We start from the raw sequence: 25,801 nt of genomic DNA, 5'->3' as shown, positions 1-25,801 counted from the left end.
ATGAGCAAGACCATTCTCACCATCGACGATTCTGCCTCCATCCGGCAGATGGTGTCGATGACGCTGATGTCGGCCGGGCTGGACGTGATCGAAGCCGTCAACGGCGCCGAAGGCTATGACAAGGCCACTTCCAATACCGTTCACGCCATCCTCACCGACCTCAACATGCCGGTTCTCAACGGCATCGAATTCATCAGGAAATATCGCCAGCACCCTTCAAGCAAGGGCATCCCGATCATCCTGCTGACCACTGAATCGGACGAAGAACTCAAGCGCCAGGCCAAGGAGGCAGGCGCCACCGGCTGGATCGTCAAGCCGTTCAAGCAGGATCAATTGCTGGCCATCATCAAGAAGGTGGTGGGAGCATGAACATTTCCGATCCCACTGAGACCTTCCGCCAGGAGGCGCGCGAGCTGCTCGACCAGCTTGAAGCCGGTCTGCTCGATCTGGAACAGGATCCTTCCAACAGCGATCTCATCAACTCGACCTTTCGGGCCCTGCACACGATAAAAGGGTCCGGCGCCATGTTCGGCTTCACCGCCGTCGCCGAATTTGTGCATGACTTCGAGACCGCATTTGACCGGGTCCGCAAGGGCCAGAGTCAGGCCAATGCCGCGCTGATCCAGGTGGCGCTCGACGCCAAGGACCATATCCATCGCCTGATCGTGGAACCCGAAACCAGGATCGATGGCGGCGATGCAATCCTGGCGCAGCTACGGCTGATCGTGGAGGGCGGCGCTGCCGCTATTGCCGCGCCCCCCGCAGCCACGCCCGCCTCTGCTGCGCCAGCGGCCAAAGGTGCGGACACCCCAAAAACCTGGCGCCTGGTTTTCTATCTGCCCGGCGATGCGCTGCTCTATGGCACCAATCCACTATTATTGCTCGAGGAACTGGCCCAGATCGGGCCGCTCAGCATCACCGCACTCACCGGTCGCGTTCCAAGCCTCGACGTCCTCGATCCTGAAACGCCGCATATCGGCTGGCAGGTCGATATTGTTGCGGAAGATCCGACCGGCGCCATCGACGATGTGTTCCTCTTCCTGCGCGACAGCATGGAGCTGACGCTGGTTCCGCTCGATGCCGAAGTCGAAGCCGTGCCGGACACGATGCCAGCCGAACCCGAAGCCGTTGCCGCCCCGAGCAATCAGGCCGCCGACGACATGCCAGGTGCCAGCATCGAGCATGCCGCGCCATCCCGCGCCCGTGCCGTTGAAAAACCCGAAGGCGCGGCCGCCACCTCGCTCCGGGTGCCAGCCGAACGTCTCGATGAATTGATGGACCGCGTAGGTGAATTGGTCATCGCCCAGGCCCGTCTCAGCCAGATCGCCGCCCAAAGCTCCGATTCCGGCCTCAAGACCATCGCTGAAGAACTCGAGCGCCTGTCATCGGGATTGCGCGATACCACGATGGGTATCCGCATGGTGCCAATCGGTAGCCTGTTCGGCCGGTTCCGCCGCCTGATCCACGACTTGTCGAGCGAACTGGGCAAGCCCATCGACTTCGTCACTGCGGGCGAAGACACCGAGCTCGACAAGACCATGATCGAGCGCCTCGCCGATCCGCTGGTGCATCTGATCCGCAATTCGGTGGATCATGGACTGGAGAGCGCTGAAAAGCGCATCGCCGCCGGCAAGCCGGCCAAGGGCGTCGTGCGCCTGTCGGCGGTCTATTCCGGCGCCGAAGTCGCCATTTCCATCGCCGATGACGGGGGCGGGCTCGACGCGGCGCGCATCCGCGCCAAGGCCGAGGAAAACGGCCTTATCAGTGCCGACACCAAGCTGACCGACCCCGAGCTGCATCAGCTGATCTTCGCGCCGGGCTTCTCCACCGCCAAAGAAATCACCGCCCTGTCGGGGCGCGGCGTCGGCATGGATGTGGTCAAGCGCACCATTGACGGACTGCGCGGCACAATCGAAGTCACGACGGCCCCGGGCAAGGGCACGACCATGACGCTGCGCCTGCCGCTGACCCTGGCCATCATCGATGGCATGCTCGTGCGGGTCGGCAACGGCCGCTACACCATTCCGCTGACGGCCGTCGAGGAATGCGTCGAACTGCCCGACGGCATCGAGGCCCATGCAAGAGGGCGCAATTTCCTCGATATCAGAGGCAGCCTCGTGCCCTATCTGCGCCTGCGCGAAGTGTTCGGAACCGCAGGCCCGGCCGAATTGCACCAGAAAGTGGTCATCGTCTCGTCCGGCGAAGGCAGGGTCGGTCTGGTCGTCGACCAGATCATCGGCAACAACCAGACCGTCATCAAGCAGCTCTCCAAGCTGCATTCGGCCATCAAATCCTTCTCCGGCGCCACGATCCTGGGCGACGGCACCGTGGCGCTGATCCTGGACACGGCGCATCTGGTGTCGGCCGGACAGGCCTATGTCGAACGCAACCAGACAGGGAGAGCGGCATGACCAGCTCCGTCGCAGCCATGAACGCGTTGACCATCAGGCTGGAAGACGAATTGTTCGCGGTCGAAGCCAGCCGCGTGCGCGAAATCCTCGATCTGGTGCCCATCACCGAAGTGCCCAATGCAGCATCCTTTGCCAATGGCCTGATCAATGTGCGCGGCCGTGTCGTGCCGCTGACCGACCTGCGCGTCATGTTCGGCATGGACAGGCCCGAGCCGGATCAGGACACCCGCATCGTGGTCATGGAAGTCGATATCGACGGCGAGCCCACCATTGCTGGCATCCTCGCCGACAAGGTGCACGACGTCACCGAAATCGAAGCTGCCTCCATCGAGGAGGCCCCCAGGGTCGGCATGCGCTGGCGCCCAGAATTCGTCAAGGGCATCGGCAAGCGCAATGGCGGCTTCATCATCATTCCCGACATGGAACGCATTTTCGAAACTTCGGGCGGAAGAACACCGTCCCCGGCAGCATCAGAAGAAAGGCCAGCATCGTGAGACTGACTATCAAGACAAAATTGGCGGCGGTCTTCACCACCGTCGTGGCGCTGACCGGCGTCGGCATGTTCCTTGGCATTCAAGGCCTGGGCACCTTGAACGATTCGATGAACAATACGGTCAATGGCCCCATCACCCAGGCCTTCGCGCTCAGCACGCTAGACGCGGACCTGGTGACCCTTGCACTCGACATGCGCACCCTGGCCATGAGCAAAGACGATGCCGAAATCCAGCAATTCGTCGATCAATCCGCCACAAATTTTGCCGCCCTGCGGGACGGCGCAGAAAACCTGGCTGGAACATTGCCTGAAGCCGAACTCAACCAGAAAATGGACAAGTTGATCGCCATTCTGGATAGCTATTGGGTCACCGCGCTGCAGATCAAGGATGCGGCCCTTCTCAACAGTGACACCCGCGCTTTTGAAATAACCACTTCGGAAGGCAGCGCTTCGATCACCGCTATCGAAAATTCCTTGTCGGCCCTGCGTGATGCCACGCGCCAGAGGATGCAGCTCGGCGACACCAGCGCCATCAATGCCTATGACACGGTTTCGACCCTGTTCCTTGATGTGGCCGACGTTTTCCGCCAGCATCGCAACATTCTTTTGGCTTCTTCCAACCCGGAAAAGCAGGCCGAATGGTACAATGACTTCCAAGGTGTCATCGGGCGCATGACGGGACAGGTAGATGCGCTGACCCGCAACATGACCGGTTCGGAAGTGCAAATGGCAGAGACGGCCAAGGCCGACTTCCGCGTCATGGTCGATGCCATGAACAAGGGCAATGAGATCAGCATGCGCCGCTCCAACCACGCGGCGAGCCAGCTCATCAATCAACAGCTTGTCCCATTGCGGGTTGAGGCCTCGTCGCTGCTGGCCGACATCATCGCGCGCAACAGCGAGATCGCGCAGATCGCCGTTGCCGAATCCTCTTCGCTCTATGAAACCTCGCGCATTGTGCTGATTGCATTGCTTGTCGGCATTGTGCTGGTCGCCGCCATAGCCGCGACCATGATCATCATCTCCATCTCCCGCGCTCTGACCAGTGCCGTTCGTCTGGCCGAACAGGTTGCCGCCGGCAATCTGAGCGCCAGCGCAGAAAGCAAGACCGACGACGAAGTAGGTGACCTGATCAGGACACTGAATGCCATGACGCAAAAGCTGCGGGAAGTGGTAGCCGAAGTCACCGCCGCCGCCCGCAATGTTGCCGCCGGCTCCCAGGAAATGTCTGCCACAGCTGAGCAATTGAGCGAGGGTGCCACCGAGCAGGCTGCTTCGACCGAGGAGGCGTCCGCCTCGATGGAAGAAATGGCCGCCACCATCAAGCAGTCGGCCGACAACGCCTCCCAGACCGAAACCATCGCCCGCCAGTCGGCAGCCGATGCCATCAGCTCGGGCGTGGCCGTCGAAAATGCCGTCACCGCGATGCAGACCATTGCTGAAAAGATCATGGTCGTGCAGGAAATCGCGCGCCAGACCGACCTGCTCGCCCTCAACGCGGCGGTGGAAGCGGCCCGTGCCGGCGAACACGGACGGGGTTTTGCGGTCGTGGCTTCGGAAGTGCGCAAACTCGCCGAACGCAGCCAGGCTGCCGCCGCCGAAATCTCGACGCTCTCCGGCACCACGGTCAAGGCCGCACAATCGGCAGGTGAAATGCTCGGCAAGCTCGTGCCCGACATCCAGCGCACCGCCGAACTGGTGGAGGAAATCTCTGCCGGCAGCCGTGAACAGAATGCCGGCGCGGCGCAGATCAACACCGCTATCCAGCAACTCGACAAGGTGACCCAGCAGAACACCTCGGCCGCCGAAGAAATGTCGGCAACCTCCGAGGAACTGGCCAGCCAGGCCGAGCAGCTGCAATCGGCGATCAGCTATTTCCGCATCGATGCCGGTGCGGCTCCGCTGGCCGCGCACGCCCCTGCCAGGAATGCCGAACTCAAGCAGGCCATTCTGGCCCAGGCTCCACATATGAAGCCGCGCAAGGCCAAGGCAAATCAGGGCGGCGGCTTCGATCTCGACCTGGGCGGCGGCGACCATGACGATCTCGACGGCGAATTCACCCGCCGCGGGGCCGCCTGATCGGCACTAGCGCCATCCCGGCCGCCTGCGGGCGGCCGGTTCCAGCCTTTTATCGGCGTCTGTCGGGAAAGATCTCATGGCCGAACGATCACAATATGTCACTCTGGGCGTTGGCGAGGAATTGCTCGCCGCCCCGGTCAGCCGCGTCCAGGAAATCCTGGACATGCGGCCCATTGCCCGCCTGCCCCAGGCGCCTGCCCATCTGCTCGGCATGATCGATGTGCGGGGCCAGGGCGTGCCGGTGCTCGACCTGCGCCTCACCCTTGGCATGGGCGGAGCCGCCGACACTGAGAACACACGTATCGTGGTGCTCTCGATTTCGGGGGAGGCGGGCGAGGCCATCCTGGGCCTGCGGGCCGACCGGGTATTCGAGGTCACCGTTCTCGATAGCGACAGCCTCGATCCGCCGCCCGTGGCCCATGCTGGCTGGAGCGGTCATTGCATTCGCGGCATTGGTCGGCGCAACGGGCAATTCGTCACCGTGCTCGACCTGGACCGCCTGCTCGGCGACGCCACCACTTTCGCCAGCCAGGCCGCCTGACCTCGATCGTCCTCGCCGCCCAAGGGCGGCGGGGCTGTATTCGCGTACCGGAGTTCGCCTTGACCAGTCCAGCCCGTGCCATGCCCGCTTTCGCCCAGGACGACGATCACCTGAGCGCCGGCGATTTTCAGCGCATCGCCACCCTGATCGGCGACCATGTCGGCATTCGCCTGCCCCCCGCCAAGCGCCTGATGGTCGAAGGCCGGCTGCGCAAACGCATCCGCATGCTCAACCTGGCCAGCCTGCATGCCTATGGCGATTATCTGTTCCGCCAGGACGGGCTGGAGGGCGAGCTGCCCTTTCTCATCAATGCCGTCACCACCAACAAGACCGATTTCTTTCGCGAGGCCGAGCATTTCGAGCTGATGCAGAAGCTGCTCGTGCCTGATCTGCTGGCCCGGCGCGCCAAGGAGCGCAATCCCCTGCTCAAGGTCTGGAGCGCCGCCAGTTCCACCGGCGCGGAAGCCTATACCATCGCCATGGTGCTGGCCGACATGGTGGCTCAGCAGCACAATTTCGGCTTTTCCGTTCTGGGCACCGACATTTCCACCGATGTTCTCGAACAGGGTCGCCGCGCCGTCTATCCGGCCGAGATGGTCACCCCCGTGCCCCAGGGCATGCAGTCGCGCTATCTGATGTTCGCGCGCCGCCCCGGCATCCGGCCCGAAGTGCGCATCGTGCCCGAACTGCGCCGGCTGGTGCAGTTCCAGCGCCTCAACCTCATGTCGAAAAATTACGCCATCGATCGCGACGTCGATATGATTTTCCTGCGCAATGTTCTCATCTATTTCGACAAGCCCGACCAGTCGGCGGTGATTTCACGCCTGATCGAGCATTTGCGTCCCGGCGGTTACCTCTTGCTTGGACATTCTGAGTCTATGGTTGGCACCTCAATCGCCATGCGCCAGGTCGCGCCAGCGGTATTCCAGAAGGTCTGAGTGCGTCCATGCGTGCGTCCAGCGAAAAAATTCAGGTTCTGATCGTCGATGACAGCGCGTCGGTGCGCACGACGCTCAGCGACATCATCTCCGCCGACCCCGATCTGGAAGTCATGGCCACCGCCTCCGATCCCTATGTCGCGGTCGAGCGCATTCGCCAGCAGGTGCCGGACGTCATTTTCCTCGACATCGAATTGCCGCGCATGGACGGGCTGACCTTTCTGCGCAAAATCATGTCGCAGCGGCCCATTCCCGTGGTCATCTGTTCAAGCCTCGCCCAGGCCGGCTCGGAAACGCTGATGCAGGCGCTGGAGGCCGGCGCCGTCGATGTTGTGGCCAAGCCGCGCGTCGACACCGCTTTATTCCTGCAGGAATCGCGCATGCGCATCTGCGACGCCGCCAAGGCCGCCGCCCAGGCCAGGATGGGCGGGGCGCAGAAATCCGCCCTGCCCCATCGCGCGCCGGCCGATATCAAGGTCGAGACCAAACTGACTGCCGACGCCATCCTGCCGCCCCTGTCCGATACGCGGCGCGCCAGCGTCATCGCCCGCCTGCCGGTCACGGAACCGCTCGTCGCCATAGGCGCCTCGACCGGTGGCACCGAGGCGCTGCGGGAAGTTCTCGAAGCGCTGCCGGCAGTAAGCCCGGCCATTCTCATCGTCCAGCACATGCCCGAGAAATTCACCTCCGCCTTCGCCCGCCGCCTCGACACCACCTGCGCCATCCACGTCAAGGAGGCCGAGGACGGCGACCTGGTTCAGGCCGGCCAGGCCCTGATTGCCCCGGGAAACCTGCACATGCTGCTGGTCCGCAACGGGCCACGCTACAGCGTCAGGATCGCCGACGGCCCCCATGTCTCACGCCACCGCCCCTCGGTGGACGTGCTGTTCCGCTCGACCGCACAGACAGCGGGAAACAACGCCATGGGCATGTTGCTCACCGGCATGGGCGATGACGGGGCGCGCGGCATGCTGGAAATGCGCCAGATGGGCAGCCTCACCATTGCCCAGGACGAAGCGAGTAGCGTTGTCTTCGGCATGCCCAAGGAAGCCATTCAGCGCGGCGCCGCAGTCCGCGTCCAGCCGCTGGGGAGAATGGCGAGCGAAATCATCGCCTTCGGCCAAGAGGCCAGGTCCGCCGCAGGAGCAAGATCATGACCAAGTCCATCGCTCCACAGCAGGTCAGGGCCCTGGCCAAGGATCTGGCCGCCCCCCGGGAGCAGATCGAAAATGCCTTCGTCGCCGTCGGCGCCCGCCTCACCGAAGGCGCGAGCCTGCTCAATACCCTGAGCAGGCTCTTCGAGGCCCTGCCCGAAGCCCTGCAAGGCCAGGCCGTGGCCGACGCCATGGCGCATCTCGGAGCCGTCGCCGAACGCGCCGAAGCGCTCTCGGGCATTGTCGGCCAGGAAAAAGCCGACCTTTCGCGGCTGGTGGATGTCGTGGCGGCGGCCAATACGCCGATTTCCAGTCTCCGCCGCGCGGTCAAGATGATGGGCATCGTCTCGGTCAATGCCCGCGTCACCGCCGCCGGAATTGTCGGGGACGGCGAGGATTTCGACGTCTTCACCACCGATATTGCCAGCCTTTCGGACTCGGCCAACCGGACCATCCAGGAATTCGCGCAGGTTTACCGGCAATTGACCGCCGAAGTGGACCGCGCCGCCGCCCAGCGCGCCCGATTTGAATCGACCCATGCCGATACATTGTCACGCCTTGCCCAAAGCCTCACCCAGACCATCGAGGCACTGGACCGCCAGCGCGCCAAGGCCCTCGAGGGCAGCGCCGAAACCGGCCGCGTGTCGCGCCAGATCGTCGGGCGGATCGGCAGCGCCGTCATGTCCCTTCAGGTCGGCGACGCCACCCGGCAGCGTATCGAGCATGTCGAAACCGGCCTCGGCGCGCTGGCCGATATAGCCGGCGGGTCGATGATTGCGGAGGACGAGCGCCCCGGCGCCATCGCCGCGCTGACGATATTACAGCAGACGCAATTGACCGACATTGCCGCCGCCTTCTCCCAGGAGGTCGAGCAGGCCGAACGGGATCTCAAGGCCCTGGCCAGCGATGCCGGCACCATCATGGCCCGCGCCCGGGATTTTCATGGCGAGGAGGCCGGCCAGGCCTCGGCAATTGCCAGCCTCAGCGCGCAATTGCGCGCCGCGCTCACCATTCTCAAGGATTTCGAGACCGAACGCGCCAAGCTGGAAATTGTGGCCAGGGCTGTGCAGGAAACGGTCCGCATCCTGCTCGAGCATGTCGGAGCGGTTCAGGACATCGAGGCCAATATGCGCCTCGTCAGCCTCAACGCCGCGGTGCGCTGCGCCCAATTGGGACCGCGCGGCGCATCGCTGACCGTCATCGCCATGCAATTGCGCGAACTGACCAGCGAAACCGTAATCGCGGCGGAGGCCGCGATGAGCCAGCTCGACCAATCCTCTGCTCTTGCCGGTGCCTTCGGCGCGGCCGCCAGCGGCAATGGCGCCGGCCGCATTTCCGAGCTGGAGCAGCAAGCCAATCTGGCTCTCGACATCCTGTCCAAGCTCGACCAGGGAATCGGCCTCGCCCTTGCCCACCTCAATTCAGACGGTCCTCGGGTGATCGGCCTGCTCGAAGCGGCAGCGCGGGGCCTGTCCGGCCAATCCGCCCTGGCCGAGATCCTGGACGATACGGCCTTGGCCATTGCCGGCCTCTCCGATGCGCCATTGCCCACGACCCTGGTCTCGGCCCAGCCGATCCTCGACACTCTGCGCAAATCCTACACGATGGAGGCCGAGCGTATGATCCATGACCGACTGTTCCCGCAGGCGGAAGCCACATCCGGGCCGGAAGCTGAGCCTGAAATGGATCTTGACGCCTTCATGCTGTAATGCGCCGGCCGGCACCCCAGGCCGCGCCGAAAAGCGCATGCTCGACCCCATGATGCACAGCAGATAGTGGGCGGGCGGCCAGAGCAGGTGTTCTCCGGATTGAATGCGGTTGCCGCGACGCAAAACGCGCCCATTTGCAGCGGAGAAAATCCGCTTCAAATGATTTTCAAAATTAACCAGTCCGGGAAATTCATCTCCGTTCCTTTTGATCTTTGTCCCGGAACATCGGAAAGAGAATTCAGTTTTTCGACCCGTGAGGCCGTTTATGGGTGCGCGCCATTTCAGAATACACCTTTTCTACTCGCTGCTGCATCCATTCTCGTCAGCGACCCGGCGCAAACGCATGCAGAAATTTTGCGAGATTCTGAAAATCCGCGAAGGGCAAAGAATACTCGACCTGGGCGGGCAAGTAGCCATCTGGAACTCGATCGACGCCAAGCTGGACATCACCATCCTGAACCTGCCGGGCATCGCGGTAACGTCTCTGCCCACCCACCACAATATCAGCTTCGTTGAGGGCGATGCCTGCAACGTGACCGGCATGCAGCGAGATGACTTCGACATCGTCTTCAGCAACAGCGTGATCGAGCATGTCGGCCCCGCCGACTTCCGCGCCAGATTTGCCGGCGAAGTCCGCAGACTGGGAAAATCCTATTGGGTGCAGACCCCTTCCCGCTATTTCCCGATCGAGCCGCATAACGGCATGCCGTTCTGGTGGTTCTATCCCAAATGGCTGCGCGCTGCCCTGATCCGCCACTGGAAACGCAGCTTGCCGGCCTGGACCGAGATGGTGGAGGGCACCGACATCGTCTCCAAGGCCGAGATGCGGCGGCTGTTTCCAGAGGCCGAGATCTATGTCGAACGCTTCTGGGGCATCCCGAAATCCTACGTCGCCTATCTGGCCCGATGATTGTTTGGTTTTGCTGAGAACGGACGGGAGAAACCGATGGCTGTCGATGTCGTACTAGCCGGCGACCGCAAGATATTGTGGGGTCTTGCCGTAACCGTCCGTTCAGCGCTCGAACACGCCTCCGAGCCTTTGAACATTCATGTCCTCGCCACGGGCTTCAGACCCGCCGACGAACGGGCGCTGCGGCAATCCTGGCAGCATGACAAGTGCGGAACGGTGACGTTTTACACCATATCCAGCGACAGGACGAAGCGCTTCCGCTCGACGCAATATCTGAAAAGCAAGGCGGCCTATTCCCGCTACTTCATCTCGGCATTGCCGGATCATATCGAACGCTGCGTCTATCTCGACACTGACCTGCTGGTCTTCAAAGACCTCTCCGAAGTCCACAACGTCGACCTCGGCTCCAACATTGCCGCCGCCGTCAGGGATATATCGGTCCGCACCCGCGGCGCCTGGCCGGAGCTGCGGGAGCGGCTGGGCGTCGAGAATGAACTGAACTACGTCAATAGCGGCGTCATCATCATCGATCTTGCCAGATGGCGGCAGGACGATATCGAAACAGCCCTGGTCGAGATTTCCATCAGCAAATTCGACCAGATGGATTCCCAGGATCAGGATGCCATCAACATCGTGCTCTATGACAAGATCGCCTATCTCGACATCTCCTGGAACCTGTCTCAATACGAGAAGCCGGAAATCGGGAAGGCCAATATCATCCATCTCATCGGCAGCGTAAAACCGTGGAACGCGCGCTACACGTCCAAGATCGGCGATGCCTATTTCGACCAGATACTGGGCAGCTTTTTCGCTGTCCTCGATAGAACGGCCTATCGGGGCTACCGCCCCTGGAACCCGATGGGCGCCGGAAGCCTCTTGGAAAAGCTGGTCTCCCATATCCCGACATTGGACATGGCCACGGGAAAGATAAGGCGGTCGGCCAAGCGGCTTATGGCGGGTCGTGCCGGCTAGCCCGGCCACGCCCCCCCATATCAATCCGTCGGCCTATTCCTGCTCAGAGAGCGGTGACAGCGAATATCGCATCGAAGGGCAAGCCCAGGCCCCATGCCTGACGCAGGTAAAGCAGAAGCCCGATGAGCACACACATCGCCCCAGTGATCGCAAGGTCCTGGGCCACGAATGAGAGCTTTTCGCGCCACAATCCCATTATGGTCGGCACATAGCGCAGCACTTCACCCAGAATGATCGTCACCAAAAGACCGGGCAGACCATAGGTGCCAGCAGCCAGCGACATGGCAACAACAAGCGAGACGAGTTTCAGCAGATTGCCGAACATGCTGTAAACAGGCTTGCGCAGCCCGAGCAGCGTATAATCGTTGATCACGCACAGAACAGCCACCCAGACGCTGAACATCAGCAGCGACAGGATCCAGCCGGCATCGCTGTAGCGATCATCATAAACGATGCCGATGGCGATATCGCCAAAGGACACCCCGAGCGCCACTCCTACCCCCACGACCAGCAGCAGCTTCCGCCGCAGCGGCGCAAGCTGTGCCTTCAACTCGCTCCTGTCCTGCGCATTGTGCCTGGCGATCAGGGGGAACACCAATTGGTGCCCCAGCCGGGCGATGCCGATGGTCGGCAGATCGGCGATGCCACGGGCAATGGAATAGACCCCGACCATCGCCAGCGGCAATGCCTGCGCCAGAAACAGCTTGTCGAAATTGAAGCTCAGAAAGGAAAGCAGCGAGGACAGGAATATCCATTTGCCGAAGGAAAATATCTGCCTGGCATAGCTGGCGTGGAAGGCGAACCAGTTCCGCGCATCGGGCAACAGATAGGTCGCTGCGACCCGAAGCGCCGTGGAGACCAGAACCGCGACGATCATTCCCCAGATATTGGGATGCAGGAAGGTGAAGACCACCAAAATCACCGATCCGACGAGGTCCATGCTCAATTCGAACAGATTGCTGCGAATGACCTGCATGCGTCTTTGCAGATAGAATAGCGAGGTCGAGGCCAATCCGGCCATGAGGAAGGTCAGCGCGCTGACCTGAAGCTCCGGCGGCGCGATGCCGTAAAGCTGCGCCAGCGGATAGGCCGCCACCGACAGGATAATGAAGAGCAGGCAGGCCCGGATGACCTGCAATGTCCAGGCGGTGTTCCGGAATTCGCGTTTCTCGCCATTCGGATTGGTGACGATATTTTGGCCAATGCCCACATCGGTGATCAGTTCGGTGCCGATTTTCAGTGTGTTGATCACCATCATGGCGCCCATGACTTCGGGTCTTACCAGACGGGTGAGGATGACGTTGACGATGAATCGGACCACGACGCTGATCCCATAAGTCGCGACGGTCCACAGGGCATTGCCCGCAAGCTTTTTGGGCGAAAAGGCCATTTGCATCGTGCCAAACTCGTATTCATCGGGAAGTCATGGCGGCCGCTGGCCGCACTGCCTCCTTCCTAACAGTGAGGCTTTATTAAAAGATTGAACGCGTTCGCAGGATCAGCACGAACCGGTAGACGGGCTGATCTTGACCAGGAAAACAAAATACGCCCGCACGCGCTACAAGGTTTTACCCGCAATTAAAGCATGCTTTGCGACAGTGAAAGGGCCGGACCAGGCACGCTGCCTCAGATGGCATTGCCGTGGCACGACCCCAAAACATTCCGTAACGCTCTGGGCTCTCAACCATAGGATCTGACGCTTGTGACAAAACCCCGAGTGCTTGTTCTGGCGGAAATCTGCAACCCCGAATGGCCATCCCTGCCGGTGGTTGGTTACAAATATGCGCGCGCCCTAGCCGCCGTCGCCGACATCACTATCGCCACCCAGATCCGCAATCGGCCGGCCATCGAAGCTGCGGGCGAACTGAATGGCAAGGTCGTTTATATTGACAATGAGTGGATCGCCGCAGGCATGCACCGGCTTTCCGAAATCCTGCGCGGCGGCTCGGAAGTGGCTTGGTCGACGCATCAGATCATGGCCTATCTGCCTTATCTTGAATTTGAGCGCCGGGCGCTGCGCAGGTTCCGGGCCGAGCTCGACCGCGGCGAGTTCGATCTCATCCATCGCATCACCCCAATGTCGCCGGCGCTGCCAAGCATTGCCGCGCGGCACAGCCCCGTCCCCTTCGTGATCGGCCCGCTCAACGGCAATCTCGATTGGCCGCGCGCCTTCGCAGCGGAACAGACACGGGAGCGCGAAGGCTTGCGGCGTCTGCGCAATCTATACAAGCTGATGCCCTATGCCCGATCCACTTTCACCAAGGCCGCCGCCATCCTGGCAGCCTTTGACCATACGATCGATGATTTGCCGCAAAAAGTCGGCTCCCGCGTCGTCCCCTTTCCCGAAATTGGATTCGATCCGGCAATCTTCAACGCGCATGGCCGGCGTCCGCCGTTTTCGGGCGAAGGCCCCTATCGTTTCCTCTATGCCGGGCGTCTGGTTCCCTACAAAGTTCCCGAAGCGGCAATCCGTGCTTTCGTCGGCTCCGAAGCATTGCGGCCGCACCGCCTGCATATCGTTGGGGACGGCCCCGAAGAGCCGCGTCTACGCCAGATCGTGGCGGAGGCGCAGGCGGAGGACCGGGTGATATTCGAGGGGCGCAAGAGCCAGGGCGAATTGGCCGAGATGATGCGCCAGTCGGACGCTTTCGTTTTTCCTTCCATCCGCGAACTCGGCGCGGGCGTCGTCGTCGAGGCCATGGCCTGCGGCGCGGTCTGCATCGTCACCGCCTACGGAGCCCCCCGTGATCTGACGGCCAACGGACGCGGCGTGCAAGTGCCGTTGCAGCCCCTGGACGGGTTGATAGCAGCAAACCGCACAGCCATGGAATCATGCCTCGCAGATCCGGCCAACCACGCAGCCATGGCAAAGACGGCACATGACTATTCCATGGCCTATTACCCCTGGGACGTGAAAGCGGAACATACCGCCCGTATCTACGATATCGTGCTCGCCGGGGGCTCGTTGTCCGCAGGGGTAGGCTATCGCTGAGCGACAAAACCATTGGTCGCCTTTGAACGCCACGGTCAAAATTCTGCTCCGCTGCAGGCCGGCACCAAAGCCACGCAGATTTTATAGGGAAGCGGGGAGCCGATAGACTTTTCCTTGCCGGAACCTATTGAATCATAGGCGATTCAACGCCTCGGCGCATGCCCACCGTACGGCGCGGGCAATGAGGAAGCTGGCAACCAAATTTCCGCCAGGAGCGGGCTGTCAAGACCCACAGGCTATCCTAAAGTATTACCCTGCCCAGATTTTTTTTCAAAAACCGGCAATTGTGCCTTGCGTCACCGCGTCGCAGGGTTTTAATTTGGCCACCACGGGCGACAAAACGCGGCCGGGCCAATGGCCTCTGCCAGTAGAAATTGCCTTTGGAGGTTATGGATTTGAATAAAAAAGTTCTTGGCATCGCGTCGGTTGTCGGCTTCCTTGCCATTGCACTCCCAGTCTCTGCACAGCATGCAGGCGGCGTCGCCGCCCCACCCGATCTCGGAGAACTTCCCGAGGTAGCGGCGAGCGAGCAGATTTCTTCTGACGAAATCGACACGTCTGAGCGGACCATTTGGGACGGCGTCTTCACGGCCGAGCAGGCTGTCGCTGGCGGCGCGCTTTACACGAAATATTGCCAGGGTTGCCATGGCAAGACCGGTCGCGGCACGCCCGGCGGCCCCGGCGTGACCGGCGCCAATCTCAACAAGGCTTGGGAAGAAACCTCGCTGCTCGATTTCTATCTTTTTGCCCATGGCAATATGCCGCCGGGCAATGCCGGCAGGATCGGCAACGAGCAGGACTATGTGAATATCGTTGCTTACATCATGGAAATGCATGGCGCAGAGCCGGGTGAAAGCAAGTTGGTTTGGAATGAGGATCAGCTTAGCAACATCTATATTGTGCGGAAGCCGCGCGACTGAATTGAACTGCCTACCCAACAAGAATGACGTCTGGAATGAGCTGGACGTCTCGTTACCGAGGGAAGAGAATGAAAACGACACTTTCAATGCTGCTGGCATCCGTCGCGATGCTTGGCTTGAATTCGGCGGCCTTTGCTCAGGCTGACATCAATGCCATGCCGATGGTGACCGACGAAATCCTGGCAAATCCCGATGCCGGTGATTGGCCGTCCTATGGCGGCAATATCATGAACTATCGCTATAGCCCGCTCGACCAGGTCAATCGCGACAACGTGCATCAGCTGACGCTGGTCTGGGCCCGCGCCCTGGAGCCCGGCAACCTGCAATCGGCACCGATCGAATTCGGTGATGTGATGTTCATCGCCTCTCCGGGCGACGTGGTACAGGCAATCGATGCCGGCACCGGCCAGCTGATCTGGGAATATCGCCGCCAGCTTCCCGACCGCGATTCCATGAACTCGCTGGGTGAGAACAAGCGCGGCATCGCGCTTTATGAAGACATGATCTACATGGTGACCTGGGATAACTTCATTGTTGCCCTCGACGCCAAGACCGGCCAGGTATCCTGGGAAAGCGATCGTGGCGGCGGTTCCGACCTGATTTCCAATACCACCGGCCCGATCATTGCCGATGGCGTGGTCGTTGCCGGCTCCACCTGCCAGTTCTCCGAATTTGGTTGCTACGTGACCGGCCATGACGCCGCCACTGGCGAAGAATTGTGGCGCAATTCCTTCATCCCCAAGGCGGGTGAAGAGGGCGACGACACCTGGGGCGATTCGACCGAAGATCAGCGCTGGATGACCGGTGCCTGGGGTCAGATGACCTATGACCCGGTGACCGATCTGGTGTTCTACGGCTCGACCGGTGCAGGCCCTGCTGCCGAATTCCAGCGCAACACCGTTGGCGGCACCATGTTCGGCTCCAACACCCGCTTCGCCGTCAAGCCGAAGACCGGTGAGATCGTCTGGCGTCACCAGGTGCTGCCGCGCGACAACTGGGATCAGGAATGCACGTATGAGATGATCCCGGCCGACATCAATTCCAATCCGGCTTCGGACATGGAAGGCCTGCTGGCCATTGGTACGGCCGAGACCGGTGCCAAGCGCGTCCTGACCGGCGTGCCCTGCAAGACCGGCGTGATGTGGCAGTTCGATGCCGAAACCGGCGAGTTCATCTATGCCCGTGACACTGTTCAGGAAAACCTGATCGACACCGTCGACGAGACCGGCCTGGTCCTCGTCAACGAAGCGGCTATCCCGACCGAGGTCGATACCCCGACCTTCATGTGCCCGACCTATCTTGGCGGTCGTGACTGGCCGCCGAGCGCCTTCAACCCCGAAACCAAGGTCATGTTCGTTCCGCTGAACAACATGTGTGCCAACGTTTCGGTGCTCGATCAGGAGCCCACCGGGCTGGACGTCTACAACACCGAGCTTGAATATGTCCTGCCGGAAGGCGTGACCAATGTCGGCCGTGTTGACGCCATCAATGTCGAAACCGGCAAGACCCTTTGGAGCTGGACCGACGCAACTCCGCTCTATGCTCCGGTCACCGCAACTGCCGGTGGTCTAATCTTCGTCGGTGGCACCGATCGCAAGTTCAAGGCGATCGATCAGGAAACCGGTGAGGTCGTTTGGGAAACCACGCTGGCGTCGCGCGCCACGGGTCACCCGATCAGCTACGAGGTCGGTGGACGTCAGTTCGTCGCCATCCCGGCTGGTGGCCCTGGCTATGCCAGCTCGCTGCTTGAAGGCTCGACCTCTACGGCCGACGTCGTGTCGGGTAGCAATGCGGTTTACGTCTTTGCCCTGCCTGAGACCAAGTAAACAACGCCAGCCCGGTGATGGGCTGACGGTTTAAATCAGGGCCCGGCAAAGCAAACCTTTGCCGGGCCCTTCTTATGACGAGAGCAGAATGGACCATCCAGCGTGAAAAACCTCATCCGATCGATATGTCTTGCCGCAGGCCTGGGGCTGACAGCGGCGCAGGCCCAGCCCAATGTCGATGTGGTGCCGCGTGACCTCTACACCGATATTCTGCGCCAGGACGGGAACAGCATTTCTTTTTGCTACAATCCCGATGGGATGATGGCCCCGTTCGAGCAGGCCTTGGCGGAAGTGATCGGATCGGTGCTCCTGGCAGAGCCGCAATTGGTGGCCATGACCAATCCACGCATCCCCACCAATCCGCTCGACTATCGCCTACCCTATCTGGAAGATGCCCTGTTCATCCTGCTGGCGGAAAAGTGCGACGTCATCATGGGTTATGTTCTGGCCAGCTCGGTGCCGGACTGGCTATTGCTGACGCGGCCCTATCTCTCCACCGGTAATCTGCTGATCACCAGGCAGCCTATTGCAGAATTGGCGGATTTGCCGCTGGATCAGCGGATCGGCACGCGCAGCATGTCGGTTTCGGACAACCGCCTGCAATCCTATCTGTCCACGCTGCCGCAGGACCAGCGCTGGAAGCGCTCGACCCTCTATCACAACCAGCGCATCCTGGAGCAGCTCGATAGCGGCGAGATCGGCGCTGCTGTCATCTGGGAACCGGCCGTCTATTTTGCCACCAACGGCGATCCGGAAGCGGCGGGCTATCATACCCTTCCACTACCCTTCGTTGATCGGCGAACCGATATCGGTCTAGCAACCCGTTCAAACAACACCTATCTCAATTCCGCACTCGGCGAGGCGATTGCCGAACTGATCGCCGATGGTACGCTGGCCGACATGATCGATGAATTTCACCTTGGTCCGACGAGCCTGCCGCAATGAGCTTCGAACTACCACTGCAGATCATTATCCTGCGGATCATCGCCTTGCTGCTGGTCGGCATGGTCCACGGGGTCGCTCTGGTCGGTATGGTAACGGCGCTCGGCGACAGGGGGGCCCGATTTGAGGGCCGCCTGTCGCTCAACCCGCTGGTTCATGCCGCCCCGCTTGGCATCGTCGCGGCCGTGATGAGCATGGCCGGCTGGATCCGGCCGCTGGACATCGATCCGGCGCATCTGCGCCATGGACGGGCGGGGCTGGCTGGCGCGGTGTTGGTCAGTCTGATCGTGCCGATGGCGCTGTTCATGGCCCTGCTGCAATTGCGCGGGCTGACCATTGCCTATCTGCCGGCATCCTATTCCAATATGATCAATCTGGCGCTGCGGATCTGCGCGCAGATGAGCATCACCTTTGCGATCATCAACCTTATCCCCCTGCCTCCCTTTGCCGGCGGATACCTGCTGCAAGCCCTGTCGCAGAAACTCTATGCCATGGTACAGCCACGTACGATCATCATCGCTCTGGTGCTGGTTGGTCTGGCTGTTCTCGATCGCGGTGCGATCTTCCGCGCCATCGAGCCGTATCTGCGCACTTTTACCGGGGCCTGACCGGCGCTATTCCAGCGCCGGTAGGACCGCGCCGCCAACAGCACTTTCGATGTCGGCAATGTCGTATTTTTCCTTGAGGGCATCGATCGTGCCGTCGGCCTGCAATTGGTCGAGCGCCGCAATGAATTTGCGCTTGAGCGTCAGATCGCCCTTCCACAAACCGATGCCGAGCGGATAGCGCTCCTCCGTTCCCGGGGTCCAGGCCACCGACCAATCATTGGCGCCGGCGATCTGCCGGGAGACAAGGGCCTCGCTGAGCCCCGCGTCGAAGCTGCCATCCGCAATGCCCTCTTCCATTGCCGCGGCGCTGGCGACGATGACCGGCCTCAGGCCCATGGCGCGCAGGCCGCGGCTGACCGCCACCCGATCCAGCCCGCTAAGGCCGGCGTAAAAGCCGATAACCTTGCCATCGAGACTATCAAGCGGGGCCTTGGAGACGATGGCCCAGCCGGTCGAGAGATAGGGATGGGTCGAATCCAGATAGGAGAGCACCGGATTGGTCAGTGCAATGCCCCCCGCCAGCACCTGGCATTGGGCCCGGGTGACCCGCCAGCTGCGCGGATTGAAATCCTTGGCCATCGCGGCGTTGGACAGCACGTTGAGCCGCAGGCCCAGCGTTTGCGCAATCTTGTCCAGCAATTCGACATCGAAGCCCGGCGCATCGGGATCGCCTGTCACCAGCGGCGGATAATATGTCGGCATGCAGGCGGTGATGCGGCCCGTCTCCTCGATTGATCGGAACGAGCGATCGGGCGGCAGCAGATAGACGCCGGCGAAGAGGGTGCCGATCATCGCCAGCGTTCCGATGTCGCCGACCCAGCGCGGCCGTCTGGTGGCAGACTTATTGGCATTCGCCATGGTCAAGCCTTCCGGAAATCGATCAGGGCCCAGAGGAAGAAGCCGACGGCCATTGCGGACAAGAGGATGGGCCCGATCGAGGGATCGAACTGGTTGAAGCGGATGAAGGTGCCGCGCAGCGCGTCGACCGCATAGGTGACCGGGTTCCACTCCACCAGCGTCACCAGCCATTCGGGATAGACCACCAGCGTCTGCGCGCGGGTCAATGCCGGATCGAGCGGAAACACCGAACTGGACAGGAAATAGAGCGGCAGGATGATGGCATTGGAGAAGACGCCGAAGCCTTCAAAGCTGCGGATGCGCGAGGCGATGACCACGCCGAACGAGGTAAGGCCGAAGGCGAGGAGGAACATCAGCAACAGACCCATCGCCAACCGATCCCAGGTGATCACCACATCGGCGAAAGGCGCCAGCACAAGCACGAGGCAGCCATGGAAAACCGCAATCGTCGTGCCGCCCAGCACCTTGCCCAACAGGGCCGCCCAGCGCGGCAGGGGCGAAACCAGCACTTCCCGCAGGAAACCGAATTCGCGGTCCCAAATCACTGACACGGCCGATTGCACAGACGTATACATGATGTTGAGCACGACAATGGCGGGGAAGATGAACTGGATATAGGTATAGGGCACGGCGAAACGCACTTCGCCGAAAACCTCGCCCCGGAAATAGGGATTGAGGCCGATGCCCATGATCAATACCCACATCAGCGGCCGGCTCACGCCGCCGATCAACTGGCCACGGTCACGCAAGGCGCGTTTCACTTCGCGCAGCCAGATCGCGTAAATTCCCCCAAGCAGGCCCAAGGATATCCTCCCAAGTCGTCTGGAGCATGTCACCATTGTGAAATGCTCCAGGTTATTGATTTATCTCGCTTTCGAGACGGAAAATCTGCAACTTTCCCCGAAAGCGCTCTAGCCGCCGTTTCCGAAATCCCGGCCGTAAAAATCGGATTCGGGATCGGTCAGCACCAGGGTGCGGATCCGGTCCCAGAGATAGGCACGCAACTCGATGAAGCGCTTCTCGGCGCGAATATCGTATTCCCAACGCGGGCGCGCGAGGCCAACATCGATGACTTCCAGAATGCGGCCGGGGCGCGGTCCCATCAGCACCACCTGGTCGGCCAGAAGAATGGCCTCATCGACACTGTGGGTGACGAAAAGCGCCACCGATTGCCGCGCCGACCACAGCCGCATCAATTCCAGCTGCATCAATTCGCGCGTCTGCGCATCGATGCTGGCGAAGGGCTCGTCCATGAGCAGGATGTCAGGTTCACCCGCCAGCGCCCGCGCCAGGGCCACGCGCTGGCGCATGCCGCCGGACAGCTCGTTCGGATAGGCATCGGCGAAGCGGTGCAAACCGACCAGCTCGATATAGCGATCGGCGCGCTCACGCCGCTCCGCCTTGTCTTTGATCGTTTCCACCAGGGCAAATTCGATATTGCCGCGAATGGTGGACCAAGGAATCAGGCGGAAGGACTGGAACACGAAGCCCATATTGGGGCCGGGCCGAGGCTCGGCGCCGGAGATCAGCACCTTACCGCTATCGGGCTTGATCAGGCCGTTGACGATGCGCAGGATCGTCGTCTTGCCGCAGCCTGAGGGACCGAGCAGGGAAATGAAGGACTTGTCTCTTACCGACAGGTTCACGTCCTTGAGGGCGACGGTGCCGGCGGTTTTTTCGCCGGCACCAAAAGTCTTGGAGACCCCATCCAGCACGATCCGGTACGGCTCCATTGTCTGGACGCCGGTGAGATCACGCTGAACTGGGGCGATTGGAACGATCATCGCGTCGCCGGATCCATGCTGTCCTCGGTGCCGAGGTCGGCCAGAACTTCATCGACGATCGAGAAATCGACCCATTCATCGAGCGTCACTGGGTGCAACGAAGCGAAGTCCTCGCCCTTGTAGAGTTCGATGACCGTTGCATCCAGCTCATCCTTGCTGAGGCCGCCATTGACGCTCCAGCTCTTGGCAAAGCTGGTGCCCAATTCATCGAGCGTGGCTTTTTCGATATTGGGAAGTGCCGCCTGCATGGCTGACACCCAGACACCCGAATCCGCAGCATAGTCACGCGAGGCCTTGATCAGCGCGGTAATCACCTTCTTGACATCGTCGCGGCGCTCTTCGAGCACCTTTTCGGTGACGATGTTCACTTTGCTCACCTGAGGAGCGGCCCGATAATAGGCGTCCTGGTCGATCAGCACATGCAGGCCGCTCTTGTCGGGAATGGAGCTCCATACGCCGATTGAGATCGTGGTGGCGTCCACCTGCCCGGCCACCAGGGCCTGGGCGCGGACATTGGGCTGACCAAGGGCGACGAATTCGATCCCGTCGGTGTCGATGCCATTGGCGGCCATGACGCGGGCGCTCAGCGTCTGATCGAGACTGCCGGGGCGCCCCACGCCGAAGCTCCTGCCGGCCAGATCGGCGGCGGTGGCGACTTCCTCCTTGGAGGCGATCAGGAAGGGCAGCGACTTGTTGGGCGAGACCACGGCGCGCAGGTCAGATGCGCCACCAGCCACCAGCAGCAGCAAGGCATCGACACCGATATTGGCCATCTCGCCCTCGCCAGCCTGGATCGCGGCCAGCGCCGAGGGGGTCTGCTGCACGCGGACCAGCTCGACCTCGACGCCCTCGCGGTCAAAATAGCCCTGTTGCACGGCCAGATCCATGACCGAATTCGGGACCAAGGGGGTCTCGAGATCGGTCACGATCAGGCGAAACGGCTCGGCCTGGGCCGGCAGGGTCGTCAGCAGCAAAGCCGCCGCAATTGCTCCGAGAATTCTCGATGTCATAGTGTTCCTCCTTGGGTGGGTTTCATGGTCATGCGATTGCATCGCTCCGGCGCCAGCGGCCCAGGCGAATTTCCAGAAATCTAAGTGCTTCGGTGACGACGACGCCGATCAGAGCCAGCGTCAGCACGATGACGAAATACTCCGCCATGCGGAATGTGTTGCCGTAAATGGCGAGCAATCCGCCCAATCCCTTCACGGCCGTATACAGTTCGGCCACCACCGTGTTGATCAGACCGATCGTGGCGCCGACACGCAGACCGACAAGAATGAAGGGCACGGCGCCGGGCAGGATGATGCTGCCGAAAATCCGCCGCCGCCTTGCGCCAACCGAGCGGGCCATTTCGATCAGCTCCTGATCCGAATTCAGCGCACCCGCATAGGTGTTGATCAGGATCGGCATGACCGCACCGAGAAAGATGATGAGGATTTTTGCCTGCGGTCCGAGGCCGAGAAAGACGATGATCAGGGGGATGAAGGCAACGCGCGGCGTCGCCGAAAGCGCATAGACGAAGACCTCCACCGTCTTGCCCAGCGTACGCATGGTGCCCATAATCAGCCCGATCGGGATGCCGACGAGAATGGCGACAGCATAGCCGCTCAGATAGATGGAAATGCTGTCGAACAAGGCACCGGCCAGCCGACCCTCGGCAATCAATTGCCGAGCCGCCAGCAAGGTCGCCCAAGGCGAGGGGACCAGATTGCGCTCGACCATGGTCGAAGCCAGCCACCATAGCGCGATGAGCCCGGCGAGAAAAATCAGCCTGTAGAGGGCGATCTTCATGAGCGGCGACCTCGCCGGGCGGCGGCATTGCGCTTTTCATGCTCGTCGGCGCCACGGTCGCGCAATTCCCGTCCGGTCAGCGTCAGGAAAACGCTTTCGAGGCTCGGCGTGTCGAAGGAGACCTGGCGGATTCGGGTACCGAATTCGGCCAGAAATCCGTCGGCAAAGCCCGGCGCTCCCGCATCGACGACGATGCTGCCATCCTTGGCCTGCTGCAGGCAGCCATATTTTTGCGTCAGCTCGGCCGCAACGGCCGCATCGCGGGGCATGATACGGGCGGTTTCCTTGCCGAATTGCCGCTTGAGATCGAGCGGTGAGCCGTCGGCGATGATCTTGCCGTGGTCGATGATCGCCACCTGATCGCAGTTCTCAACTTCTTCGATGTAATGGGTGGTCACCACGACGGTCAGGTCGCGCTGCCGGCGCAGAATGTCGAGATAGCTCCAGATACCGGCGCGCGATTGCGCGTCGAGACCCACGGTGGGTTCATCGAGGAACAGGATTTTTGGCTTGTGCAGCAGGGCGCGGGCGATTTCGAGCCGCCGTTTCATGCCGGAAGAGAAGGTGCGCACCACGGCGTGGCGCCAGTCTTCCAGTTCTACCAGCGCCAGGAGTTCGTCGATCCCCTGGCGGCGCTCTGCGGCCTTTACATTGTAGACCCGGCCATGAAAATCGAGATTTTCGAACGCCGTCAGACGGTCATCGAGGCTTGGTTCCTGAAACACCACGCCGATATTGCGCCGGGCCTGCACGGGCTGGCGGCGAATGTCAGCGCCCCCGATAAAGGCGGTGCCCTCGTCCGCGGCCATGATGGTGCACAAAATATGGATCAAGGTGGTCTTGCCGGCCCCGTTCGGTCCCAGTAGCGCAAACATCACATTGTTCGGCACGCTGAGATTGACGGCATCGAGCGCCGTCATGTTGCCATAGCGCTTGGTGAGCCCTGTAACCTCGATGGCGGAACTGGTCTGGTTCACAGCAATACTCCGGCCGCGCGCAAATCGCGTAGGAAGAACCTGGAAATGTCGGCATTGGACGACAGCGAGAAGAAACGTCCGCCGCGGCTGATCAGTCGCTGGCGCAGCCCTGCCTTGAAAGCATCCAGGCTGTTTCGATATTCGGCAAGGACTGCTTCGTCGATCACCGTATCCACCTCGTCACCGGTTTCATCGTCCACCAGCAGCACGCTGCCATGGCCGAGCGCCGAAGGATCGATCTCCTCGGGCGCAGCAACCTGGATACCGATGACTTCATGCCCCTGCCCCTCCAGCAGGTCGAGCGCCCTTTGCATCCGCTCGTCCCACCAGTCGCTGACCACGACCACATAGGCGGCCCGGCCCATATCGCGTGCCGCATGTTCGACATCGAGGCCGAAATCGCCGCGTTCGCCGGGAACGATGCCCTCGAACCATTTGAACAGAATTTCCGCTCGCGCACCGCCCTGCAGCTTCTGCGACCAGTGAAAACCGGCGGCATCGGAAACCCCGACGCAGACGCGATCGCCCTCCGAGAGCCCGACAAAGGCCGCGAGTTGGGCGATCTGAGCGGCCACGGCAAATTTCTGCGGCTGACCCGCCAGCATGGATCGCGTGCCATCAAGAAGGATGTAGATCGGCAATTGCCGGTCGACGAAATATTGCCGGATATAGGATTCGCCCAGACGCGCCATGACGCGCGGATCGAGATGGCGCACATCGTCGCCGGCCCGATAGGGACGATGCTCGGCAAATTCGAGGCCGACTCCCTTGGTCGAAGACCGGCGTTCGCCAATGCCAACTGACGGCGCGGCCCTTGTCATCATGAACCGGGCCGTGGACAATTGCTCGAGCAGGATGGGAGAGGGTTTCACAGCACCCCCTTGATGCTGGAATCGAAGAGCCTGTTCAACACCGCCTCCAGCGACACGCCATCGGCGCGACCTTCGAAATTCAGATGGACGCGGTGCCGGGTCGTGGCCAGGAGCATGGCCTTGACGTCATCGAAACTGACATTGAAACGGCCGTTGACCAGGGCATGCGCCTTGGCGGCGAGAACCAGCGCCTGCGCGCCTCTGGGGCTCAACCCGAAGCGGAAATAGCGCTTGACCTCGGCGCTGGCATTGGCGCTTTCGGGATGGGTCGAGATGGTGAAATTGGCAATGGCGCGCCGGACGTGATCGGCCAATGGCACGCTGCGCACCAGCGTCTGGATGGCAATGATGTCATTCGGCGCGAGAAATTGCTGGATCGCGGTCTCGGCAGTGCCGGTGGTGCTGTCGAGAATGGCCGACAGCGTTTCCGGGGTCGGCAGCGGCACATCGAGTTGCAGCAGGAAACGGTCGATCTGCGCCTCGGGCAGAATATAGGTGCCGTCCATTTCCAGAGGGTTCTGCGTGGCCAGCACGAAGAAGGGCTCCGGCAGCTTCATGGTCTGTCCCGCCGCGCTGACGGTGCGCTCCTGCATGGCTTCGAGCAGGGCTGATTGGGTGCGCGGGGTGGCGCGGTTGATTTCGTCGGCCAGCAGCAATTGGGTAAAGATGGCGCCGCGCTGAAATTCCAGGCTATTGCGACCATCGGCTCCGGGGACCAGCACCATCGAGCCTGTAATATCGGCCGGCATTAGATCGGGCGTAAACTGCACGCGGGCAAAGGAGAGCCCGGTGGCGCTGGCGAGGGTTCGGACCAGCAGCGTCTTGCCGACGCCCGGCGGGCCTTCCAGAAGCACGTGCCCACCCGCGATCAGGCCGATCAGCAGGTCTTCGACGATCCGGTCCTGACCCAGGACCACCTTGCCGATCTCGGCTTGCGCCGCGCGCAGGGCAGTGAGCAGCCGGTTCATCTCTGCATCGGCAACTTGCTCATTGGTCATGGCGGATGACGGCATCTTGCTCTTTC

The 25,801-nt window shown here is 61.5% G+C and carries 24 protein-coding genes; 15 read left to right on the top strand and 9 right to left on the bottom strand.

Annotation, left to right across the window (positions count from 1 at the left end):
• From H0482_RS08965 to H0482_RS08920, 10 genes are all read left to right on the top strand, one after another.
• Window positions 1-369 carry a response regulator gene (locus tag H0482_RS08965; protein WP_193729669.1) on the top strand — a complete coding sequence of 123 codons (369 nt, stop codon included), beginning with the start codon at window positions 1-3 and terminating at the stop codon, window positions 367-369.
• Window positions 366-2,411, top strand: a complete 2,046-nt coding sequence (locus H0482_RS08960) for a chemotaxis protein CheA (protein ID WP_193729668.1) — start codon at window positions 366-368, stop codon at window positions 2,409-2,411. Before H0482_RS08965 ends, H0482_RS08960 begins: the two co-directional genes overlap by 4 nt.
• Window positions 2,408-2,905 (top strand): chemotaxis protein CheW, encoded by a 498-nt coding sequence (locus H0482_RS08955; RefSeq protein WP_230989516.1) that lies wholly within the window; start codon window positions 2,408-2,410, stop codon window positions 2,903-2,905. The genes H0482_RS08960 and H0482_RS08955 overlap by 4 nt, the downstream gene beginning before the upstream one ends.
• The gene (locus tag H0482_RS08950; protein WP_193729667.1) at window positions 2,902-4,983 is read left to right on the top strand and encodes a HAMP domain-containing methyl-accepting chemotaxis protein; all 2,082 of its coding nucleotides are present in this window, start codon (window positions 2,902-2,904) and stop codon (window positions 4,981-4,983) included. The genes H0482_RS08955 and H0482_RS08950 overlap by 4 nt, the downstream gene beginning before the upstream one ends.
• Window positions 4,984-5,059: 76 nt before the next feature.
• Entirely contained in the window at window positions 5,060-5,524 is a 465-nt protein-coding gene (locus tag H0482_RS08945) for a chemotaxis protein CheW (RefSeq protein WP_193729666.1), read from the top strand.
• A gap of 80 nt (window positions 5,525-5,604) precedes the next feature.
• Window positions 5,605-6,462: a CheR family methyltransferase gene (locus tag H0482_RS08940; protein ID WP_193729783.1), complete on the top strand. Its 858-nt coding sequence runs from the start codon at window positions 5,605-5,607 to the stop codon at window positions 6,460-6,462.
• Window positions 6,463-6,470: 8 nt separating this feature from the next.
• Window positions 6,471-7,619 carry a protein-glutamate methylesterase/protein-glutamine glutaminase gene (locus H0482_RS08935; RefSeq protein ID WP_193729665.1) on the top strand — a complete coding sequence of 383 codons (1,149 nt, stop codon included), beginning with the start codon at window positions 6,471-6,473 and terminating at the stop codon, window positions 7,617-7,619.
• A complete protein-coding gene (locus H0482_RS08930; protein WP_193729664.1) occupies window positions 7,616-9,325 on the top strand; it encodes a hypothetical protein in 1,710 nt (569 codons plus the stop codon). The genes H0482_RS08935 and H0482_RS08930 overlap by 4 nt, the downstream gene beginning before the upstream one ends.
• A 343-nt stretch (window positions 9,326-9,668) precedes the next feature.
• On the top strand, window positions 9,669-10,235 hold the full coding sequence (locus H0482_RS08925; protein ID WP_193729663.1) for a class I SAM-dependent methyltransferase: 567 nt from the start codon (window positions 9,669-9,671) through the stop codon (window positions 10,233-10,235).
• Between the two features lie 36 nt (window positions 10,236-10,271).
• Window positions 10,272-11,207, top strand: coding sequence for a glycosyltransferase family 8 protein (locus H0482_RS08920; RefSeq protein ID WP_193729662.1), 936 nt, complete (start codon window positions 10,272-10,274; stop codon window positions 11,205-11,207).
• Between the two features lie 43 nt (window positions 11,208-11,250).
• On the opposite strand, the gene H0482_RS08915 is transcribed toward H0482_RS08920, so the two are convergent.
• A complete protein-coding gene (locus tag H0482_RS08915) occupies window positions 11,251-12,597 on the bottom strand; it encodes an oligosaccharide flippase family protein (RefSeq protein WP_193729661.1) in 1,347 nt (448 codons plus the stop codon).
• A gap of 312 nt (window positions 12,598-12,909) precedes the next feature.
• On the opposite strand from H0482_RS08915, the gene H0482_RS08910 reads away from it, so the two are divergent.
• From H0482_RS08910 to H0482_RS08890, 5 genes are all read left to right on the top strand, one after another.
• Entirely contained in the window at window positions 12,910-14,199 is a 1,290-nt protein-coding gene (locus tag H0482_RS08910) for a glycosyltransferase family 4 protein (RefSeq protein ID WP_193729660.1), read from the top strand.
• Window positions 14,200-14,594: 395 nt separating this feature from the next.
• Window positions 14,595-15,119: a c-type cytochrome gene (locus tag H0482_RS08905; protein ID WP_193729659.1), complete on the top strand. Its 525-nt coding sequence runs from the start codon at window positions 14,595-14,597 to the stop codon at window positions 15,117-15,119.
• 68 nt (window positions 15,120-15,187) lie between these two features.
• Window positions 15,188-16,945, top strand: coding sequence for a pyrroloquinoline quinone-dependent dehydrogenase (locus H0482_RS08900; RefSeq protein ID WP_193729658.1), 1,758 nt, complete (start codon window positions 15,188-15,190; stop codon window positions 16,943-16,945).
• 102 nt (window positions 16,946-17,047) lie between these two features.
• A complete protein-coding gene (locus H0482_RS16905; protein ID WP_193729657.1) occupies window positions 17,048-17,890 on the top strand; it encodes a substrate-binding periplasmic protein in 843 nt (280 codons plus the stop codon).
• Window positions 17,887-18,495 (top strand): zinc metalloprotease, encoded by a 609-nt coding sequence (locus H0482_RS08890; RefSeq protein ID WP_193729656.1) that lies wholly within the window; start codon window positions 17,887-17,889, stop codon window positions 18,493-18,495. Before H0482_RS16905 ends, H0482_RS08890 begins: the two co-directional genes overlap by 4 nt.
• A gap of 6 nt (window positions 18,496-18,501) precedes the next feature.
• Here the strand turns inward: H0482_RS08890 and H0482_RS08885 are convergent, their stop codons facing one another.
• The 8 genes from H0482_RS08885 to H0482_RS08850 all read right to left on the bottom strand — a co-directional run bounded on the left by H0482_RS08885 (window position 18,502) and on the right by H0482_RS08850 (window position 25,790).
• A complete protein-coding gene (locus tag H0482_RS08885) occupies window positions 18,502-19,353 on the bottom strand; it encodes a substrate-binding periplasmic protein (protein WP_193729655.1) in 852 nt (283 codons plus the stop codon).
• A gap of 2 nt (window positions 19,354-19,355) precedes the next feature.
• Window positions 19,356-20,156: an ABC transporter permease gene (locus tag H0482_RS08880; RefSeq protein ID WP_193729654.1), complete on the bottom strand. Its 801-nt coding sequence runs from the start codon at window positions 20,154-20,156 to the stop codon at window positions 19,356-19,358.
• 108 nt (window positions 20,157-20,264) lie between these two features.
• A complete protein-coding gene (locus tag H0482_RS08875) occupies window positions 20,265-21,137 on the bottom strand; it encodes an ABC transporter ATP-binding protein (protein WP_230989515.1) in 873 nt (290 codons plus the stop codon).
• Window positions 21,134-22,147 (bottom strand): ABC transporter substrate-binding protein, encoded by a 1,014-nt coding sequence (locus H0482_RS08870; RefSeq protein ID WP_193729653.1) that lies wholly within the window; start codon window positions 22,145-22,147, stop codon window positions 21,134-21,136. Before H0482_RS08870 ends, H0482_RS08875 begins: the two co-directional genes overlap by 4 nt.
• A gap of 28 nt (window positions 22,148-22,175) precedes the next feature.
• A complete protein-coding gene (locus H0482_RS08865; protein WP_193729652.1) occupies window positions 22,176-22,928 on the bottom strand; it encodes an ABC transporter permease in 753 nt (250 codons plus the stop codon).
• Window positions 22,925-23,905: an ABC transporter ATP-binding protein gene (locus H0482_RS08860; RefSeq protein WP_330998242.1), complete on the bottom strand. Its 981-nt coding sequence runs from the start codon at window positions 23,903-23,905 to the stop codon at window positions 22,925-22,927. The genes H0482_RS08865 and H0482_RS08860 overlap by 4 nt, the downstream gene beginning before the upstream one ends.
• Window positions 23,902-24,777, bottom strand: a complete 876-nt coding sequence (locus tag H0482_RS08855; protein ID WP_193729651.1) for a DUF58 domain-containing protein — start codon at window positions 24,775-24,777, stop codon at window positions 23,902-23,904. The genes H0482_RS08860 and H0482_RS08855 overlap by 4 nt, the downstream gene beginning before the upstream one ends.
• Complete coding sequence (locus tag H0482_RS08850; protein ID WP_230989514.1) at window positions 24,774-25,790, bottom strand: AAA family ATPase; 1,017 nt, start codon at window positions 25,788-25,790, stop codon at window positions 24,774-24,776. Before H0482_RS08850 ends, H0482_RS08855 begins: the two co-directional genes overlap by 4 nt.
• Between the last annotated feature and the right edge of the window lie 11 nt (window positions 25,791-25,801).

The sequence above is a fragment of the Devosia faecipullorum genome (assembly GCF_015158295.1).
Taxonomy (GTDB): Bacteria; Pseudomonadota; Alphaproteobacteria; order Rhizobiales; family Devosiaceae; genus Devosia; species Devosia faecipullorum.
The sequence above is the reverse complement of the archived record's forward strand: the minus strand, read 5'-3'. Positions and strand labels throughout refer to the sequence as shown.